Source organism: Cytobacillus massiliigabonensis, from assembly GCF_900199725.1.
Classification (GTDB): domain Bacteria; phylum Bacillota; class Bacilli; order Bacillales; family Cytobacillaceae; genus Cytobacillus; species Cytobacillus massiliigabonensis.
Genome location: NZ_LT904904.1, coordinates 388,203 through 406,313 on the forward strand (window position 1 = coordinate 388,203; position 18,111 = coordinate 406,313).

14 protein-coding genes are annotated in these 18,111 nt (G+C 41.4%); 13 read left to right on the forward strand and 1 reads right to left on the reverse strand.

Annotated features, from left to right (window positions below; genetic code table 11):
• The first annotated feature begins 43 nt into the window (after window positions 1-43).
• The 7 genes from C1726_RS13190 to C1726_RS13220 all read left to right on the forward strand — a co-directional run bounded on the left by C1726_RS13190 (window position 44) and on the right by C1726_RS13220 (window position 10,117).
• Window positions 44-1,174 carry an acyl-CoA dehydrogenase gene (locus tag C1726_RS13190; protein ID WP_102273584.1) on the forward strand — a complete coding sequence of 377 codons (1,131 nt, stop codon included), beginning with the start codon at window positions 44-46 and terminating at the stop codon, window positions 1,172-1,174.
• A 33-nt stretch (window positions 1,175-1,207) separates the two neighbouring features.
• Entirely contained in the window at window positions 1,208-2,347 is a 1,140-nt protein-coding gene (locus tag C1726_RS13195; RefSeq protein WP_102273585.1) for an acyl-CoA dehydrogenase, read from the forward strand.
• Window positions 2,348-2,478: 131 nt separating this feature from the next.
• A complete protein-coding gene (locus C1726_RS13200) occupies window positions 2,479-3,117 on the forward strand; it encodes a TetR/AcrR family transcriptional regulator (protein WP_102273586.1) in 639 nt (212 codons plus the stop codon).
• Window positions 3,118-3,239: 122 nt separating this feature from the next.
• Complete coding sequence (gene icmF, locus C1726_RS13205; RefSeq protein WP_102273587.1) at window positions 3,240-6,506, forward strand: fused isobutyryl-CoA mutase/GTPase IcmF; 3,267 nt, start codon at window positions 3,240-3,242, stop codon at window positions 6,504-6,506.
• A gap of 410 nt (window positions 6,507-6,916) precedes the next feature.
• A complete protein-coding gene (locus tag C1726_RS13210; protein ID WP_102273588.1) occupies window positions 6,917-7,114 on the forward strand; it encodes a hypothetical protein in 198 nt (65 codons plus the stop codon).
• Window positions 7,115-7,264: 150 nt separating this feature from the next.
• On the forward strand, window positions 7,265-7,828 hold the full coding sequence (gene rpoE / locus C1726_RS13215) for a DNA-directed RNA polymerase subunit delta (RefSeq protein ID WP_102273589.1): 564 nt from the start codon (window positions 7,265-7,267) through the stop codon (window positions 7,826-7,828).
• Window positions 7,829-8,512: 684 nt separating this feature from the next.
• Window positions 8,513-10,117, forward strand: coding sequence for a CTP synthase (locus C1726_RS13220; RefSeq protein ID WP_102273590.1), 1,605 nt, complete (start codon window positions 8,513-8,515; stop codon window positions 10,115-10,117).
• Window positions 10,118-10,328: 211 nt separating this feature from the next.
• Here C1726_RS13220 and C1726_RS13225 read toward each other — a convergent pair whose 3' ends face one another.
• Window positions 10,329-10,859 carry a DUF2529 domain-containing protein gene (locus tag C1726_RS13225; RefSeq protein ID WP_102273591.1) on the reverse strand — a complete coding sequence of 177 codons (531 nt, stop codon included), beginning with the start codon at window positions 10,857-10,859 and terminating at the stop codon, window positions 10,329-10,331.
• A gap of 213 nt (window positions 10,860-11,072) precedes the next feature.
• On the opposite strand from C1726_RS13225, the gene C1726_RS13230 reads away from it, so the two are divergent.
• The 6 genes from C1726_RS13230 to rho all read left to right on the forward strand — a co-directional run bounded on the left by C1726_RS13230 (window position 11,073) and on the right by rho (window position 18,091).
• Window positions 11,073-11,447 (forward strand): response regulator, encoded by a 375-nt coding sequence (locus C1726_RS13230; RefSeq protein WP_102273592.1) that lies wholly within the window; start codon window positions 11,073-11,075, stop codon window positions 11,445-11,447.
• A 224-nt stretch (window positions 11,448-11,671) separates the two neighbouring features.
• A complete protein-coding gene (locus tag C1726_RS13235; protein WP_102273593.1) occupies window positions 11,672-12,529 on the forward strand; it encodes a class II fructose-bisphosphate aldolase in 858 nt (285 codons plus the stop codon).
• 258 nt (window positions 12,530-12,787) lie between these two features.
• Complete coding sequence (fsa, locus tag C1726_RS13240; protein ID WP_102273594.1) at window positions 12,788-13,432, forward strand: fructose-6-phosphate aldolase; 645 nt, start codon at window positions 12,788-12,790, stop codon at window positions 13,430-13,432.
• A 606-nt stretch (window positions 13,433-14,038) separates the two neighbouring features.
• Window positions 14,039-15,325, forward strand: coding sequence for a UDP-N-acetylglucosamine 1-carboxyvinyltransferase (locus C1726_RS13245; RefSeq protein WP_102273595.1), 1,287 nt, complete (start codon window positions 14,039-14,041; stop codon window positions 15,323-15,325).
• 173 nt (window positions 15,326-15,498) lie between these two features.
• Window positions 15,499-16,461, forward strand: a complete 963-nt coding sequence (gene glpX / locus C1726_RS13250; RefSeq protein WP_102273596.1) for a class II fructose-bisphosphatase — start codon at window positions 15,499-15,501, stop codon at window positions 16,459-16,461.
• Between the two features lie 352 nt (window positions 16,462-16,813).
• A complete protein-coding gene (rho, locus tag C1726_RS13255; RefSeq protein ID WP_102273597.1) occupies window positions 16,814-18,091 on the forward strand; it encodes a transcription termination factor Rho in 1,278 nt (425 codons plus the stop codon).
• The last annotated feature ends 20 nt before the right edge of the window (window positions 18,092-18,111 follow it).

Sequence of the window (18,111 nt, forward strand, 5' to 3'; positions counted from 1 at the left end):
TCTAATATATAACACCGAAGAATGAGGTCCGGAGGGGATTTAAATGAACCTAAGATTTACTGAAGAGCAGGAAATGATGAGAAAAATGGTGCGTGACTTCGCACAAACAGAAATTGCGCCATTCGTTGAAAAAATGGAGCAGGGAGAGTTCCCGCGTGAGATTCTGCGCAAAATGGGTGAGCTAGGGTTGATGGGGATACCGATTCCTGAGCAATACGGCGGATCTGAAATGGATTTTACCTCTTATATTATTGCTATTAACGAGCTTTCAAAAGTGAGTGCGACTGTAGGTGTAATTTTATCTGTTCATACATCTGTTGGAACGAACCCAATCGTATATTTTGGGACGGAAGAGCAAAAGCAAAAGTATGTGCCAAAGCTGGCAACCGGCGAATATTTAGGCGCGTTCTGCTTAACTGAGCCGAGTGCAGGCTCGGACGCAGGAAGCCTAAAATCGAAAGCGCGTAAAGATGGCGACCACTATATCATCAATGGTTCCAAAGTATTTATTACAAATGGCGGGGAAGCGGATATTTATATCGTGTTTGCTTCAACCAATCCTGAGCTAGGCAGCAAGGGTATTTCAGCATTCATCGTTGAAAAAGATACGCCAGGTCTTGTAATCGGGAAAGATGAACATAAAATGGGGCTGCATGGATCAAGAACGGTACAGCTGAGCTTTGAAGATATGCGTGTTCCGGCAGAAAATCTTCTTGGTGAAGAAGGGCAAGGGTTTAAAATTGCGATGGCCAACCTTGATGTCGGCCGCATCGGAATTGCAGCCCAGGCATTAGGAATTGCAGAGGCTGCGCTTGAGGCTGCAACCGGGTATGCAAAGGAACGTGTTCAATTCGGCAAGCCGATTGCCGCTCAGCAAGGCATCGGTTTCAAACTAGCAGATATGGCGACTGCAGTGGAAGCTGCCAAGCTATTAATCTATCGTGCAGCCGACCTGCGCCAAAGAGGGATCAAATGCGGGAAGGAAGCATCGATGGCCAAGCTTTTTGCTTCAAGAACAGCGGTGGAAGTAACAACAGATGCAATCCAAGTATTTGGCGGCTATGGGTACACGGAGGACTATCCAGTTGAACGTTATTTCCGTGATGCAAAAATTACTGAAATTTATGAAGGAACAAGCGAAATTCAGCGTATTGTCATTAGTAAACAGCTATAAAACAAATCCCATCAATAATGGAGGATAGATGATATGAACTTTCAATTAACTGAAGAACATGAAATGATCCGAAAAATGGTACGTGACTTTGCGAAAAATGAAGTAGCTCCGACCGCAGCTGAGCGTGATGAGGAAGAGCGTTTTGACCGTGAGATTTTTGATAAAATGGCTGAGCTTGGTTTAACAGGCATTCCATGGCCAGAAGAGTACGGCGGCATAGGAAGCGATTATTTAGCATACTGTATTGCTGTTGAAGAGCTTTCAAGAGTATGTGCTTCAACAGGTGTGACATTGTCTGCACATACTTCACTTGCAGGTTGGCCTATTTATAAGTTTGGCAGTGAAGAGCAAAAGCAAACATACTTAAGACCGATGGCTCAAGGAGAGAAAATTGGCGGTTACGGCCTAACAGAGCCTGGAAGCGGTTCAGATGCAGGCGGAATGAAAACGACTGCTCGTCTTGAAGGGGACCACTATATTTTAAATGGATCGAAAATTTTTATTACAAATGGCGGAATTGCTGATATTTACGTCGTATTTGCGCTTACAGATCCGTCTTCAAAGCATAAAGGAACAACGGCATTCATTGTTGAAGCAGGCTTCGAAGGCTTCTCAGTTGGCAAAAAGGAGAAAAAGCTAGGCATTCGTTCTTCACCAACAACAGAAATCATTTTTGACAACTGCAAAGTACCCGTTGAAAATGTGCTAGGTGAAGTGGGGGAAGGCTTTAAAATCGCGATGATGACACTTGATGGCGGCCGTAATGGGATTGCTGCACAGGCAGTTGGTATTGCACAAGGAGCTTTAGATGCATCGATTGAATACGCGAAAGAACGCGTACAATTCGGAAAGCCGATTGCAGCCCAGCAAGGCATTGGCTTTAAGCTGGCAGACATGGCTACAAGTGTGGAAGCTTCAAGGTTATTAACCTATCAAGCAGCATGGCTTGAATCTGAAGGCTTGCCGTATGGAAAGGAATCAGCGATGTCTAAATTGCTTGCAGGAGATACGGCAATGAAGGTAACGACAGATGCTGTGCAAATTTTCGGCGGCTACGGCTATACAAAGGATTATCCAGTTGAGCGCTTTATGCGTGATGCAAAAATCACACAGATTTATGAAGGGACACAAGAAATTCAGCGTCTCGTTATTTCTCGCATGCTGACGAAATAAGGCTTGCATGCAAAAAGAGTTTTAAAGCGGGGTTTCCTCGAAGATCTAGATCGTCTAAGTCTGCCACACCTGCTGAAAACTTGCCCTAAAGGCATACTTGAAATTGGGGATTGATAAAGGCGGTAGGTAAAGTGAAAAAACGTGAAGTACAAGCGTCTGTGAAAGACGAACGGCTCGTTAAAAAGAGGCGGGATCAAATGATTAAAGGTGCGGTAACCCTTTTTATTCAAAAAGGGTTCCACCGTACAACAACAAGGGAAATTGCCAAGGCTTCCGGATTTAGCATTGGCACTTTATATGAATACATCCGGACGAAGGAAGATGTCTTATATCTTGTGTGTGACAGCATTTATGATCAGGTGAGCGAACGCCTGCAGGAAGATCTCGATACAAACCGGGGAACACTTGAAAGCTTAAGGATTGGCATTGCGGGATATTTCAAGGTGGTTGATGAGATGCAGGATGAGGTTCTCGTCATGTATCAGGAGGTAAAATCCCTATCAAAGGATGCCTTGCCTTATGTTCTCAAGAAGGAACTTGAAATGGTTGATATGTTTGAGCAGGTCATAAATGGCTGTGTAGAAAATGGGGAATTAGACTTAACGGAGGAGCAGGTCAAAATGATTGCTCACAACATCTTTGTTCAAGGGCAAATGTGGGCATTCCGCCGCTGGTCTTTGAAAAAAATCTATACAATCGATGATTACATTAAGCTGCAAACTGATTTGCTTTTTCAAGGAATCATCAATGAAAAGGTTAAGCAGAAATAGAGGGAAATGGCTGAAAAATTTTCAGAATTGCTAGATAAACAGTGCGAGATAACTGAACAAAGTTGCTCGATAAACCATGAAACATGCTAGATATGGAATCAATCGAATTGAGGGGGAGAAGAATGAGTAATCCAGAAGTTTATAAGCCAAAGAATCATATTCGTTTTGTTACAGCTTCCAGTCTTTTTGATGGTCATGATGCCTCCATTAATATTATGAGAAGAATTATTCAGGCAAGCGGCGCAGAGGTCATTCATCTTGGCCATAACCGTTCGGTTGAAGAAGTGGTCAATGCAGCCATTCAAGAGGATGTTCAAGGGATTGCGATATCTTCCTATCAAGGAGGACATGTTGAATACTTTAAATATATGTACGATCTTTTAAAGGAAAAAGGCGCGCCGCACATCCGAATTTATGGCGGCGGGGGCGGCGTTATTATTCCGAAAGAAATGAAGGAACTGCATGAATACGGAATCGCGAGAATCTTTTCTCCTGAAGACGGGCGGCAAAATGGGCTTCAAGGCATGATCAATGTGATGCTTGAGGAATGTGACTTCCCGACGTTCAACACAGAAGCAACAGAGCAAATCGAAAAATTACAAGACGGGCAAGTGAATGCGATTGCGAAGCTCATTACACTTGCAGAGCACCATGTCAGCATGGAAAAAGAAGCAGCTGCCGCACTAGATTCTGTAATGGAAAAGGTAAAAACATTAGAAAAATCTGTTCCGGTTTTAGGAATTACAGGTACCGGAGGAGCGGGAAAAAGCTCATTAACTGATGAATTAATTCGCCGTTTTATTAATGAAATTCCAGAAAAGAAGGTCGCAATCCTATCAGTCGACCCGACGAAACAGAAAACAGGCGGGGCTCTTCTTGGTGACCGCATCCGCATGAATGCCATCTTTAATTCTCGCGTATATATGCGAAGCTTAGCAACAAGACAATCGAAAAGCGAGCTATCACTCGCCATTAAGGATGCCATTTCTGTCGTCAAAGCGGCAGGCTTTGATCTCATCGTTGTTGAAACGAGCGGAATAGGGCAAGGGGATGCTGAAATAACTGAAATTTGCGACGTTTCAATGTATGTGATGACGAGTGAATTTGGTGCCCCATCACAGCTTGAAAAAATTGATATGATCGATTACGCCGATTTAATTGTCATTAACAAATTTGAACGAAAAGGCTCAGAGGATGCAAGACGCCAAGTTCAGAAGCAGTACCAAAGAAGCCATATGCTGTTTGAAAAAGAAATGGATGAAATGCCGGTATACGGAACCATTGCCAGTCAATTCAATGATCCGGGAACAAATGCTGTTTTCGCAGCCTTAATTGAAAAGATTAATGAAAAGTCTGGAACAGATTGGCAAACCTCTTTTTCTAAAAATGCGCTAGTCGAAAAACAAAACGTCATTATTCCAAATGAGCAGCGCTATTATTTAAGAGAAGTATCTGAGACTGTTCGCGGCTATCATAAGAAAGCAAATGAACAGGCGGACCTTGCCCGCAAGCTGTTCCAGCTTGAAGGGGCCATTCTTGCAGTGAAAGAGCAGGGTGCAAACGAGGAAGTTCTTGCATCATTAGAACAGGTGAAAGCCGATACTGAAGCAAAGCTCACATCAGAAACAAAGAAGATTCTTGACGGCTGGGAAGACTTAACGAAAAAGTACACGGGCGAACAATTTGTCACGAAAATACGTGATAAAGAAATTTTGACGATTTTAAAGACAAAAAGCCTGTCAGGTCTGTTAATTCCAAAGGTCGCATTGCCGAAATACAAGGATTATGGAGAAATCATCCGCTGGGTGTACAGAGAAAACGTTCCAGGATCCTTCCCATATACAGCAGGCGTTTTCCCGTTCAAGCGTGAAGGAGAAGATCCGAAGAGACAGTTTGCTGGAGAAGGAACACCGGAAAGAACAAATCGCCGTTTCCATTATTTATCAAAGGACGATTCAGCAAAGCGTCTAAGCACGGCATTCGACTCGGTTACTCTTTATGGAGAAGATCCAGATTACCGTCCAGATATTTATGGAAAAGTAGGGGAAAGCGGAGTTAGTATTTGTACGTTAGATGATATGAAAAAGCTTTATGCAGGCTTTGACCTTTGTCATCCATCTACATCTGTATCGATGACCATTAATGGTCCGGCGCCAATTATTCTTGCGATGTTTATGAATACGGCGATTGAACAGCAAATCGAGGCGAAGGAACAAGAACTTGGCCGGATATTAACGGAAGCGGAATTTGCAGAAGTAAGGGCACTTACTTTGCAAACCGTTAGGGGAACCGTTCAAGCGGATATTTTAAAAGAAGACCAGGGCCAGAATACATGTATTTTCTCGACAGAATTTGCTCTCCGGATGATGGGGGATATTCAGCAATACTTCATCGATCAAAAGGTTCGCAATTATTATTCGGTATCCATCTCCGGATACCATATTGCTGAAGCTGGAGCAAATCCAATTTCACAGCTTGCCTTCACACTTGCTAACGGCTTTACGTATGTGGAGTATTATTTAAGCAGAGGCATGGATATTAATGATTTTGCACCAAACTTATCGTTCTTCTTCTCAAATGGTCTGGATCCTGAATATACAGTGCTTGGTCGTGTGGCGCGCCGCATTTGGGCTACGGTAATGAGAGATAAGTATGGAGCGAATGAACGAAGCCAAAAGCTAAAGTATCATATTCAGACATCAGGTCGTTCGCTTCATGCGCAGGAAATTGATTTCAATGATATTCGAACTACATTGCAGGCATTAATGGCTCTTCATGATAACTGTAATTCCTTGCATACGAATGCGTACGATGAGGCAATTACAACGCCAACAGAGGAATCTGTCCGCAGGGCAATGGCGATACAAATGATTATTACGAAAGAGCATGGGTTAACAAAAAATGAAAACCCGCTGCAAGGCGCATTTATTATTGATGAATTAACAGATTTAGTTGAGGAGCAGGTGCTTCAAGAATTCGAACGAATCAATGATCGCGGCGGTGTGCTCGGTGCAATGGAAACACAATACCAGCGAGGAAAAATCCAAGATGAGTCGATGTATTATGAAATGCGAAAGCATACTGGTGAGCTGCCAATTATTGGCGTTAACACATATTTAAATCCAAATCCTCCTTCAGAGGAAGAGATGAACAATATGGAGCTGGCAAGAGCCACGAAGGAAGAAAAAGAAACACAAATCCAGAATTTGCGCAGCTTCCAGGAAAGAAACAAAGGGAAAACAGATATTGCTCTGAAACACTTGAAGGAGACAGCGGTCAGCGGCGGAAATATTTTTGCCGAACTGATGGAGACAGTCCAAGTAGCAAGTCTTGGTCAAATAACAAGGGCGCTTTATGAAGTTGGGGGCCAGTATAGAAGGAATATGTAATTTTAAATGGGAGATTAGGAGGAGGAAATCGGTGCTGCAGCCGATTTCCTTTTGTCTAGCTGCGGCTCCTAGGGGCTCGAGTCATAAGTCAGTCTGGCTAGAAGGTTAAAGAACAACCTTCCATCCAGCCTGTCTTATGCTTGTCGCCCCTGAACAGTCGCCTCCGCATTTCAGTTTGTCTAGCTGCGGCTCCTAGGGGCGACGTACAGGACGTACTAGTGTCGACCATGCGACAGGACGTCGCGTTTTTGTCGACCTCGAGGTCATAAGTCAGTCAGGCAAGCAGTCACAGGTATGTATGGTTTTCAAAAAATTTCTTTCCTTGCTTATACTTTCCTTTGTGAATCCGATATAATCGAATATAGTAAAACGTGTACTTCACAGATTTGATAGAGCAGGGTGTGAAATAAGTGAAACGGATTTTTGTTTTTATTGGACTATTAGGGGTTTGTATTGGAACAGTCTATCTATATCAGAGGCAATTAGGGGCAATCCCGTTTTTATTAATATCCATTTATTTCTTTATTTTAGCCTACAAACAGCTCTCAAAAAAACCAAATCAATGTGACGAAGAAGAAAAAGAGAAGAAAAACGACAGATATAGCTAGCATAAACAGAAAAATTTTGTTTATAATGAAGAATATGCATTTTAGACCATGCGAATGAAGCAGAATCAATATGTTTAGTAATATTTTTTTGGTTTATTTCCCCTTTAAAGAAAGCGCTGAAGGGTTACATAGAGAAAGGACGTGCAAATATTGAGTTTACAAGAATACTCGAAAGAACAATTGCAGGAAATGTCTTTAATTGAAATCGCATATGAGTTATTAAAGGGAAGAAAAGAAGCTTTGCCTTTCAAAGTAATTATGGATGAAATAACAAATCTTCTTGATCTTTCAGACGAACAAGTTAGAGCAAAAATTGCGCAATTCTATACAGATTTAAATATTGATGGCCGTTTCTTGGGCTTGGGAGATAACACATGGGGTCTCCGTGTTTGGTATCCAATCGATCAAGTGGAAGAAGAAGTGGTAACAGATATTAAGCCGAAGAAGAAGAAGGCGAAAAAGGCTTCGGATGATGAAGATTTAGACCTTGACGATTATGATGATTTAGATGAAGAAGATATTGATTATGATGATATTGATGATTTAGAAGAAGATTTACTTGATGAAGATGATGATGACGATTTAATCGAAGATGAAGAGGATTTAGAGGATGATCTTCTTGATAAAGATGAAGAATTCGATCTTGATGATGAAGATGAGGAACTAGAGGATGACGAGCTTGATCTTGATGAAGAGGACGAAGAAGATTTATAATCTTGACTTTTTCCTAGCAGGCTTGTAGAATCATTTTTGGGCTCCTTTTAAAAAGGAACGATTCATTATACACGTACAGCGCTCCCTTACTTTTTATTAAGTAAGCGGAGCGCTTTTTATTTTTTCTGTATAAGAAATTATATAATCGAATGATGTGTGCAAATTTTATAATGGGGTAGCTACGTCTAGCTCCAGCGCCTACCCCCTCGAGGTCACAAGCTTGTCTAGTTGCGGCTCCTAGGGACTCGTGTCATAAGCCAATCCCTTTCAGAAGGTAAAATACACCTTCTTACAGGTCTTGTCTTATGCAGTCGTCCCTGGGCAGTCGCCTCCACTTTTCTAGCAATCCTTACAGAAAGGAAAAGAGCTCCTTTCTGTAAGGCTCGTCTTGTGCTTGTCGGGGGTGAGCAAGGAGCTTGCGCATTTGATTTTTGCATCGCTAGACCCTCTAAATCAAAACTTTTTTCAAGAATATTGTTGTTATTTGCTTAGTTTTGAATCAGCTTTGGCAGCGAAAATTGACTGGAGCGGAAAACAGCCTCTCTGCCAACTATGATGCAATAAATAGCAGCAATGTTTGTGAAACCAGAAACATCAAGCCGTGGATCCGGTATGATGATTTCTTTAATTATGTCTTTAAATAAAGGCGAATATGTACAAACTGATACTTAAGGGGGAATTATGATGACGAAGTATATTTTTGTGACAGGCGGCGTTGTGTCGTCACTAGGAAAGGGTATTGTAGCAGCATCTCTAGGAAGATTATTGAAAAATAGAGGATTGACCGTAACGATCCAAAAATTTGATCCCTATATAAATGTAGACCCAGGGACAATGAGTCCATACCAGCATGGAGAGGTTTTCGTAACGGGTGATGGAGCGGAAACGGATTTGGATTTAGGGCACTATGAACGCTTTGTGGACATCAATGTAACAAAATACAGCAGTGTAACTACAGGGAAGATCTATTCAACTGTGCTGCGGAAGGAGCGCCGCGGAGATTATAATGGCGGTACGGTTCAGGTTATTCCGCATATTACCAACGAAATTAAAGACCGGGTATTCCGTGCAGGCCATGAAACAAATTCAGATGTTGTCATCACTGAAATTGGCGGTACAGTAGGAGATATTGAATCTCTTCCATTCCTAGAAGCTATCCGTCAAATCAAAAGCGATGTAGGCCGTGACAATGTGATGTATGTGCACTGTACATTGGTGCCGTATATTAAGGCTGCAGGAGAAATGAAAACAAAGCCAACGCAGCATAGTGTAAAAGAGCTAAGAAGCTTGGGCATCCAGCCAAATGTCATTGTTGTTCGTACAGAAATGCCGATTTCTCAAGATATGAAGGATAAGCTTGCTTTATTCTGTGATATTGATAAAGATGCGGTAATCGAATGCCGTGATGCGGACACATTATATTCTATTCCATTAGCTCTGCAGGATCAAAATCTTGATAAGATTGTCTGTGATCATTTGAAGCTAAATTGCGGAGAAGCGGACATGACAGAATGGAAGCAATTAGTTGAAAAAGTAACTCATTTATCGAAGACAACAAAAATTGCACTTGTCGGTAAATATGTTGAATTGCAAGATGCATATATTTCTGTCGTTGAAGCATTGAAGCATGCTGGGTACGCACATGATTCAGATATTGAAGTGGATTGGATTAATGCAGAAGAGGTTAATGAAAGCAATGTTGCAGATTTATTAAAGAATGCAGATGGCGTACTTGTGCCTGGCGGATTCGGTGATCGAGGAATCGAAGGGAAAATCCTTGCCATTCAATATGCACGTGAACAGAAAAAGCCATTCCTTGGTATTTGCTTAGGCATGCAGCTGGCATCCATTGAATTTGCAAGAAATGTACTGAATCTTAAAGGTGCACATTCAGCGGAAATTGATCCAACAACAAAACATCCGATTATTGACCTTCTGCCAGAACAAAAGGATGTAGAGGATCTTGGCGGAACATTACGACTTGGATTACAAGCTTGTAAATTAATTGAAGAAACGAAGGCTTACGATGCGTATCAAGACGAAGTTGTGTATGAACGCCATCGTCATCGCTATGAGTTCAATAATCATTATCGTCAAGAAATGGAAGAGGCAGGTTTTGTATTCTCTGGGACAAGCCCTGACGGACGCCTAGTTGAAATTATTGAAATCAAAGACCATCCATGGTTCGTAGCATCTCAATTCCATCCGGAATTTATTTCACGACCAAATCGTCCACAGCCATTATTCCGTGAATTTGTCGGTGCAGCATTACAATTTAGTGAGAAGTAAGAGAAAACCCCCGCTAACTTGGCGGGGGTTTCACTATAGGCGAGTTTGGTCCGTAAATTTCAAAAGTGGCCTGTAAAACAATGAAAGTGGTCTGTAAATTTCAAAAGTGGCTCGTAAATCAATGAAAGTGGCCCGTTATTCTCCAAAAGTGGTCCGTAAATTCAGAAATGAGGCCTATAGCTTATAGATTGACCAGAGTCTTGCTTATGAATTACTCATATTCTGCAAGTATTTCTTCAATGGTGAATCGGATTCCATAATAAACAAATAAAGCAGCCATTGATGCTGGAAAGCCAAAGCGGTTTCCTTCCTCATCAGGCAGCAGCCCTTTTGTCAGTGATAAATCAATATGGACATCAGCCAGATTAACTAAGCTATCATCTTCTTCAGATACAACGGTGGAGATCGCAACAAAAGGAATCTGCTTTTCTGCTAAATATTCGCCTACTTTGACTGCTTCAGCATCTGTTGAATATCTGGAAACAAGTAAAAATCTGTCGGCTTCTGAAATGTCATTAAAGTGATCATCAGGATTCCAAATGACTCCTTTTCTTAGCGGCTCCTGGCTTTTTGTTGCTTCATAAGCAACAGCGTTCATTTCATTTGCTGCAAATATGTATAGATTTCCGCTTCCGACTACAGCTTGAGCAAGCAATCGAGCACTGTCCTCCATTGCCAATTCTTCTTTATCCTGTATTCTCTTAAACAACCCAGAAAGCTGGGTAGAAAACATTTTTAGCATTTTCTCTCTCCTTATAAAATGTTTCATTATAAATCATGTCTATTATAAGGGAATGTAGATAAAAAGGTAAAATTATGACCGAGAAATAATTAAACAGGCAGGAATTGGCAAGTTTAGAGTAGAATTATAAGAAGGGGAGTAAAGGAATAGCCAGCAGGACATCATAGAATTGAAGAAAGAACAATCGTTTTTACGAAGGGAAGAGGTGGCTTAATGAAGGGGAAAATCTTAATTGTTGATGATCAATTTGGAATTCGGATTTTACTGAATGAGGTTTTACAGAAGGAAGGGTATGATACATACCAGGCAGCAAATGGCATTCAGGCACTCGAAATTGTCTCAAAGCATTCACCTGATTTAGTTTTGCTAGATATGAAAATACCAGGAATGGACGGTATTGAAATATTAAAGCGAATGAGGGTCATCGATAAGGGAATTCGTGTAATTATTATGACAGCATACGGAGAATTAGATATGATTCAGGAAGCGAAGGACCTAGGTGCCCTTACCCATTTTGCTAAGCCTTTCGATATTGATGATATTCGTTCAGCTGTTAAGGAATATTTGCCTTTACCAAATACTTTATAAGAAGCCCATTTAAATGTGGCTTCTTTTCTCTTTACTAAAATAGTAAAAACAAAAATCAGCCGATTAATAGCAATTCTTTTTCTGTTTTGGTATGATACAAATGAATTCCAAAGGATACGCTTTACTTAGAGCGCGGACTTTTGTACATATTCGATTCATATGAAGGAAAGACTTTAATAAGAATCCGCGCAAAATTTACCGTTTATTTATAAGGAGGAAAAAAGATGCCTTTAGTTTCAATGACTGACATGCTTAATAAAGGAAAAGCCGAGGGCTATGCAGTAGGTCAATTTAACTTAAACAATCTTGAGTTTACTCAAGCGATTCTTCTAGCAGCAGAGGAAGAAAAATCCCCTGTTATTCTTGGTGTCTCTGAAGGTGCAGCCCGTTACATGGGTGGATTTAAAACGGTTGTAAAAATGGTAGAAGGCTTACTTGATGATTATAAAATTACCGTTCCAGTTGCGATTCACTTAGATCATGGATCAAGCTTTGATAAATGTAAAGAAGCGATTGATGCAGGCTTCACTTCTGTCATGATCGATGCTTCACACGATCCTTTTGAAGAAAATATCGCAATTACTTCAAAGGTAGTTGAATATGCACATGCCAAAGGCGTATCTGTTGAAGCAGAATTAGGTACGGTTGGCGGACAGGAAGATGATGTCGTAGCTGATGGCGTCATTTATGCGGATGCAAAAGAGTGTGACGAGCTTGTTAAGCGTACAAAAATTGATTGCTTAGCGCCTGCATTAGGATCTGTGCATGGTCCGTACAAAGGAGAGCCAAATTTAGGCTTTGCTGAGATGGAGGAAATCGGAAATCTGACAGGTGTGCCTCTTGTTCTTCATGGCGGAACAGGAATCCCAACAAAAGATATTCAAAAAGCGATTTCTCTAGGTACAGCAAAAATCAATGTAAATACAGAGAACCAAATCGCTTCTGCGAAAACGGTTCGTGAAGTTCTTGCAGCAAATCCAAATATGTATGATCCACGCAAATATTTAGGACCAGCACGTGATACAATTAAGGAAACAGTCATTGGAAAAATGCGTGAATTCGGTTCTTCTGGCAAAGCTTAATAACATCTATTTGAAGTGGAAACCGCCTCTTATTCAGCAGGCGGTTTCCATTCATTTGTCATCATTTTTGAAGGTTCTTTTTTAAGCGAAAGGCACGAGACTCCGCAGGAGCGTGAGCGACGAGGAGTCTCACCGCCCACCCCGCGGAAAGCGAGCGACCTGAAGCGCAAATCAACCTCTACCAACTACATTGTATTTAAATACAATGTTTACGAAAATAGCCTTTTTGAAAAATAATAATAATAGGAGGAATTACTAATGAAATTTTTTATTGATACAGCAAATATGGAAGAAATTAAAGAAGCGTTCTCTTTAGGTGTGGTTGCAGGTGTAACAACCAATCCATCTCTCGTAGCAAAGGAAAAAAATGTTTCTTTTGAGGATCGTCTGCGTGAAATTACAGCACTTGTTCCGGGTTCAGTAAGCGCTGAGGTCATCGCACTTGATGCAGAAGGAATGATCAAGGAAGGGAAGGAATTAGCAGCGATTGCCCCTAATATTACAATAAAAGTTCCTATGACTCCAGACGGATTAAAAGCTGTTCATGCTTTTTCAAAAGAAGGCATCAAAACAAACGTAACACTCATCTTTAGTGCGAACCAAGCATTGCTTGCAGCAAGAGCAGGTGCGACCTATGTTTCACCTTTCCTTGGAAGACTTGATGATATCGGCCATAATGGACTTGACCTCATTTCTACAATCGCAGAAATTTTTGCTATTCACGATATCCCGACAGAAATCATTGCTGCATCTATTAGACATCCACAGCATGTGACGGATGCTGCATTAAGAGGAGCTCATATTGCAACCGTTCCTTATAAAGTAATTATGCAATTATTTAACCATCCATTAACAGATAAGGGGATTGAAGCATTTCTTGCAGATTGGAATGCCCGTTCATAAAAGGAACAACAGCTTCTCTTTAGAAAAGGGACAAAAAGTATTTTTCCTATGTATCAGAATTTATAACTTTGGAGTTAGAGAATTGTCTAGCTCCAGCGGCTAGGGGCTCGAGGTCATAAGTCAACTCATCAAGAAGGCAAAGAAGCAGCCTTCTTGACGATTCGTCTTATGCTTTTCGCCCCTGGGCAAGCCGCCTCCGCATTTCGGATTGTCTAGCGAAAGCGTCCTATCGCCTATCAAACTTCAGGTCCCCTCTCTACGATAAGTCAACATCGGTTCGCTAGCTCACCGTGTTTCCTTTATCGAAAGAACCGGCCCTTCCAGTTTGTAAGGTGATGACCAAGTTGCTTGCGCTTTTCTAGCTGGGTCTTTAGGCTTAATTTTAACTTTTTTGCATATCGATACATGAGATTTATTTTTTCGTGTAAACTAGATGATGTGAATACTGTCGGAATAGACGAAAATTAATTGGTAGTATTATCCATATGCTTATTTTAGGTAGACTGATTACTATTGATCTAGTGCATAATTAGGATAAGCCTATTTACATTTACTATAAACATGCACAGTGTTTGCTTACACATACGGCTTAGAAGGGAGTTAACAATGGAAAAGCTTATGATTGCAGGCGGTTATCCTTTAAAAGGAACGGTTCGGATTAGCGGGGCGAAAAATAGTGCAGTGGCTTTAATACCGGCTACGATACTGGCTGATTCGCCCGTCACGATTGAAGGGCTGCCAGATATTTCGGATGTTCAAATTTTAAAGGGACTGCTTGAGGAACTTGGGGGGACTGTCAGCTTTAATGATGGTGATATGACTGTCGATCCATCTTCTATGATCTCCATGCCTTTGCCGAATGGAAAAGTAAAAAAACTGCGTGCCTCTTATTATTTAATGGGTGCTATGCTTGGCCGGTTTAAAAAGGCAGTCATTGGCCTTCCGGGCGGATGCCATCTAGGTCCAAGACCAATCGATCAGCATATTAAAGGTTTTGAAGCGCTTGGTGCAAAGGTGACAAACGAGCAGGGGGCAATATACTTGCGTGCGGAAGAGCTGATTGGCGCAAGAATTTACCTGGATGTTGTTAGTGTTGGTGCAACAATCAATATTATGCTGGCTGCTGTTAGAGCAAAAGGCAGAACGATCATTGAAAATGCGGCTAAGGAGCCTGAAATTATTGATGTGGCCACATTGTTAACGAATATGGGCGCTAAAATAAAGGGCGCTGGTACGGATGTTATTCGGATTGATGGAGTTGACCAGCTCCACGGCTGTCAGCATACCATTATTCCTGACCGTATTGAGGCAGGAACGTACATGATTCTTGGAGCCGCAGTAGGCGAAGGGGTTTTAATTGATAATGTGATTCCTCAGCATCTTGAGTCATTGATTGCCAAGCTTCGTGAAATGGGTGTCAAAATTGAAGCAGGGGATGATCAAGTCTTTGTCGGACCGGCAGATCAAATGAAGGCGGTAGATATTAAAACACTTGTCTATCCTGGCTTTCCAACAGATCTTCAGCAGCCAATTACAACGCTGTTAACGAATGCAGTTGGGACAAGCATGGTAACCGATACGATTTATAGTGCCCGTTTTAAGCATATAGATGAATTAAGAAGAATGAATGCAAACATTAAGGTTGAAGGCCGCTCAGCAATTATTCACGGTCCGGTAAAGCTCCAAGGGGCGAAAGTGAAGGCTAGTGATCTGCGTGCTGGTGCTGCCTTGGTGATTGCAGGCTTAATGGCTGAAGGTGTTACAGAAGTAACTGGGGTCGAGCATATCGACCGTGGTTACAGCCATTTAGTTGAAAAATTAAATGGCCTGGGAGCAACTATTTGGCGTGAAAATTTAACACAAGAAGAGCAAGAGCAAATCAAAAACGCTTAATACAGAAAAGCGGAGGCGACTGTTTAGCCCCGACAAGCATAAGACGGTCTGACGAGAAGGTTGTTCTTTAACCTTCACGTTAGAGCGGCTTATGACCTCGAGGGGCTAGGAGCCGGAGCTGGACATTAGAGAAACAATTAGAATACAGCTAAGAGGTTGAGGGGGAAATATAGATGGAACGCAGTTTAACAATGGAACTTGTCCGTGTAACAGAGGGTGCTGCCCTAGCGTCTGCCCGTTGGATGGGAAGAGGGAAAAAGGATGAGGCGGATGATGCCGCAACTTCTGCTATGCGCGATGTGTTTGACACGGTTCCGATGAAAGGAACGGTTGTTATTGGGGAAGGGGAAATGGATGAAGCACCAATGCTTTATATTGGAGAAAAGCTTGGTACTGGCTATGGTCCACGTGTAGACGTAGCTGTCGATCCCCTTGAAGGAACAAATATTGTTGCATCTGGCGGATGGAATGCTTTAGCCGTTTTGGCTATTGCTGATCATGGTAATTTGCTTCATGCACCTGATATGTATATGGACAAAATTGCAGTAGGTCCAGAAGCAGTAGGCCAAATTGATATTAATGCCTCAGTAATTGATAATCTAAAAGCTGTTGCAAAAGCAAAGAATAAAGATATTTCAGATGTGGTTGCTACTGTATTAAACCGCCCAAGACATGACTATATTGTTAGCCAGCTTCGTGAAGCAGGTGCAAGAATTAAGCTGATTAATGATGGCGATGTGGCTGGTGCGATTAATACAGCTTTTGATCATACAGGAGTAGACATCTTGTTTGGTTCTGGCGGAGCTCCTGAAGGTGTTCTGGCAGCAGTGGCTTTGAAATGTCTAGGTGGAGAAATCCAAGGAAAGCTTATTCCGCAAAATGATGCTGAAATTGAGCGCTGTCAGAAAATGGGGCTAGATATTAATAAAGTTCTTCTTATGGAAGATTTAGTAAAAGGCGATGATGCCATTTTCGCTGCTACTGGTGTAACCGATGGCGAGCTTTTACGCGGTGTTCAATTTAAAGGCTCTTACGGATCCACTCATTCAATCGTCATGCGTGCAAAATCAGGAACGGTACGTTTTATCGAAGGTCGTCATAGCCTTAAGAAGAAACCAAATCTTGTGATTCGTTAATCTATGTAAGAGAATATTAAATAGAAAACATCAAATGAAAAAGGTCTGGTGAAGAGCCAGGCCTATCATTTCATTACTCCTTCCTTACTTCTTCATTCAAAATATAGTTGTGAAACCTCTTATTAAGGGGTAAAATAGAAATTGTTTTTCAAGTAGTAGAGGAATCCTCAAAAAATGACCATTCAACTTAGTTAATGATAGAAAAATAGCTCCTTTTCCGGATCTATCCTCGATTCTTTATTTACTTTTAGTAGAATTCATTACCTCAAAATCCCTTTTTCTTTTCCATATTTATGGTTTATTTGTACGTATATCGAAAAAGAGATTGAAAATTCAAAAGTGTGGTGTCTATATGGGATTAAACATTTCAAGTTTAGAAAATATGAAGCTAAAAGAGCTTTATGAGCTTGCTCGTGAATATAAAGTATCTTATTACAGTAAATTAACAAAAAAAGAATTAATATTTGCCATTTTAAAGGCACGTGCTGAAAAGGAAGGCTACTTCTTTATGGAAGGTGTCCTTGAAATCATTCAGTCAGAAGGCTTTGGATTTTTGCGTCCAATCAATTATTCTCCAAGCTCTGAGGACATCTATATATCTGCCTCTCAGATCCGCCGCTTTGATTTAAGAAATGGAGATAAGGTTTCTGGAAAAGTGCGCCCTCCAAAAGAAAATGAAAGATATTTTGGCCTGCTTCAAGTGGAAGCTGTTAACGGAGATGACCCAGAAACGGCAAAGGAACGTGTCCATTTCCCTGGATTAACGCCTTTATATCCGGATTTGCAGATGAAGCTGGAAACCACGCCTAAGCATCTGTCCACTCGAATTATGGATGTCCTTGCACCTGTAGGATTTGGTCAGCGCGGATTGATTGTTGCTCCGCCAAAGGCAGGTAAAACGATGCTCTTAAAGGAGATTGCCAATAGTATTACGACGAATCATCCAGAAGTGGAGTTAATCGTTTTATTAATTGATGAGCGTCCAGAGGAAGTAACAGATATTGAGCGTTCTGTTGCAGGAGATGTTGTTAGTTCGACATTTGACGAGGTTCCTGAAAATCATATAAAAGTGGCTGAGCTTGTGCTTGAACGTGCGATGCGTCTTGTTGAACATAAGCGCGACGTTGTCATTTTGATGGATAGTATTACAAGGTTAGCAAGAGCCTATAACCTTGTCATTCCGCCGAGCGGAAGAACATTATCAGGGGGGATTGACCCAGCAGCCTTCCACCGTCCAAAGCGGTTCTTTGGTGCGGCACGTAATATTGAAGAAGGCGGAAGCTTAACGATTCTAGCTACTGCTCTTGTCGATACAGGTTCACGCATGGACGATGTTATCTATGAGGAATTCAAAGGGACAGGAAATATGGAGCTTCACCTAGATCGTTCGCTTGCTGAACGAAGAATTTTCCCAGCTATTGATATTCGCCGTTCAGGAACACGTAAAGAGGAGCTTCTCATCCAGAAGGATCATCTGGACAAGCTTTGGGCAATTAGAAAATCAATGTCAGATTCTCCTGATTTTGCTGAGAAGTTCTTGCGCAAACTAAGACAGACAAAATCGAACGAAGAATTTTTCGCCAATCTCTCTGAGGAAATGAAGGCAAAGAAAAACGGAATAAATAAATAACATACGCTTATTTTAAACCA

Coding starts and splice junctions, on each gene's coding strand:
- rho (WP_102273597.1), top strand. CDS start 16,814: ATGGGATTAAACATTTCAAGTTTAGAAAATATGAAGCTAAAAGAGCTT.
- C1726_RS13245 (WP_102273595.1), top strand. CDS start 14,039: ATGGAAAAGCTTATGATTGCAGGCGGTTATCCTTTAAAAGGAACGGTT.
- C1726_RS13195 (WP_102273585.1), top strand. CDS start 1,208: ATGAACTTTCAATTAACTGAAGAACATGAAATGATCCGAAAAATGGTA.
- fsa (WP_102273594.1), top strand. CDS start 12,788: ATGAAATTTTTTATTGATACAGCAAATATGGAAGAAATTAAAGAAGCG.
- C1726_RS13230 (WP_102273592.1), top strand. CDS start 11,073: ATGAAGGGGAAAATCTTAATTGTTGATGATCAATTTGGAATTCGGATT.
- C1726_RS13220 (WP_102273590.1), top strand. CDS start 8,513: ATGACGAAGTATATTTTTGTGACAGGCGGCGTTGTGTCGTCACTAGGA.
- glpX (WP_102273596.1), top strand. CDS start 15,499: ATGGAACGCAGTTTAACAATGGAACTTGTCCGTGTAACAGAGGGTGCT.
- C1726_RS13225 (WP_102273591.1), bottom strand. CDS start 10,859: ATGCTAAAAATGTTTTCTACCCAGCTTTCTGGGTTGTTTAAGAGAATA.
- C1726_RS13190 (WP_102273584.1), top strand. CDS start 44: ATGAACCTAAGATTTACTGAAGAGCAGGAAATGATGAGAAAAATGGTG.
- C1726_RS13235 (WP_102273593.1), top strand. CDS start 11,672: ATGCCTTTAGTTTCAATGACTGACATGCTTAATAAAGGAAAAGCCGAG.
- icmF (WP_102273587.1), top strand. CDS start 3,240: ATGAGTAATCCAGAAGTTTATAAGCCAAAGAATCATATTCGTTTTGTT.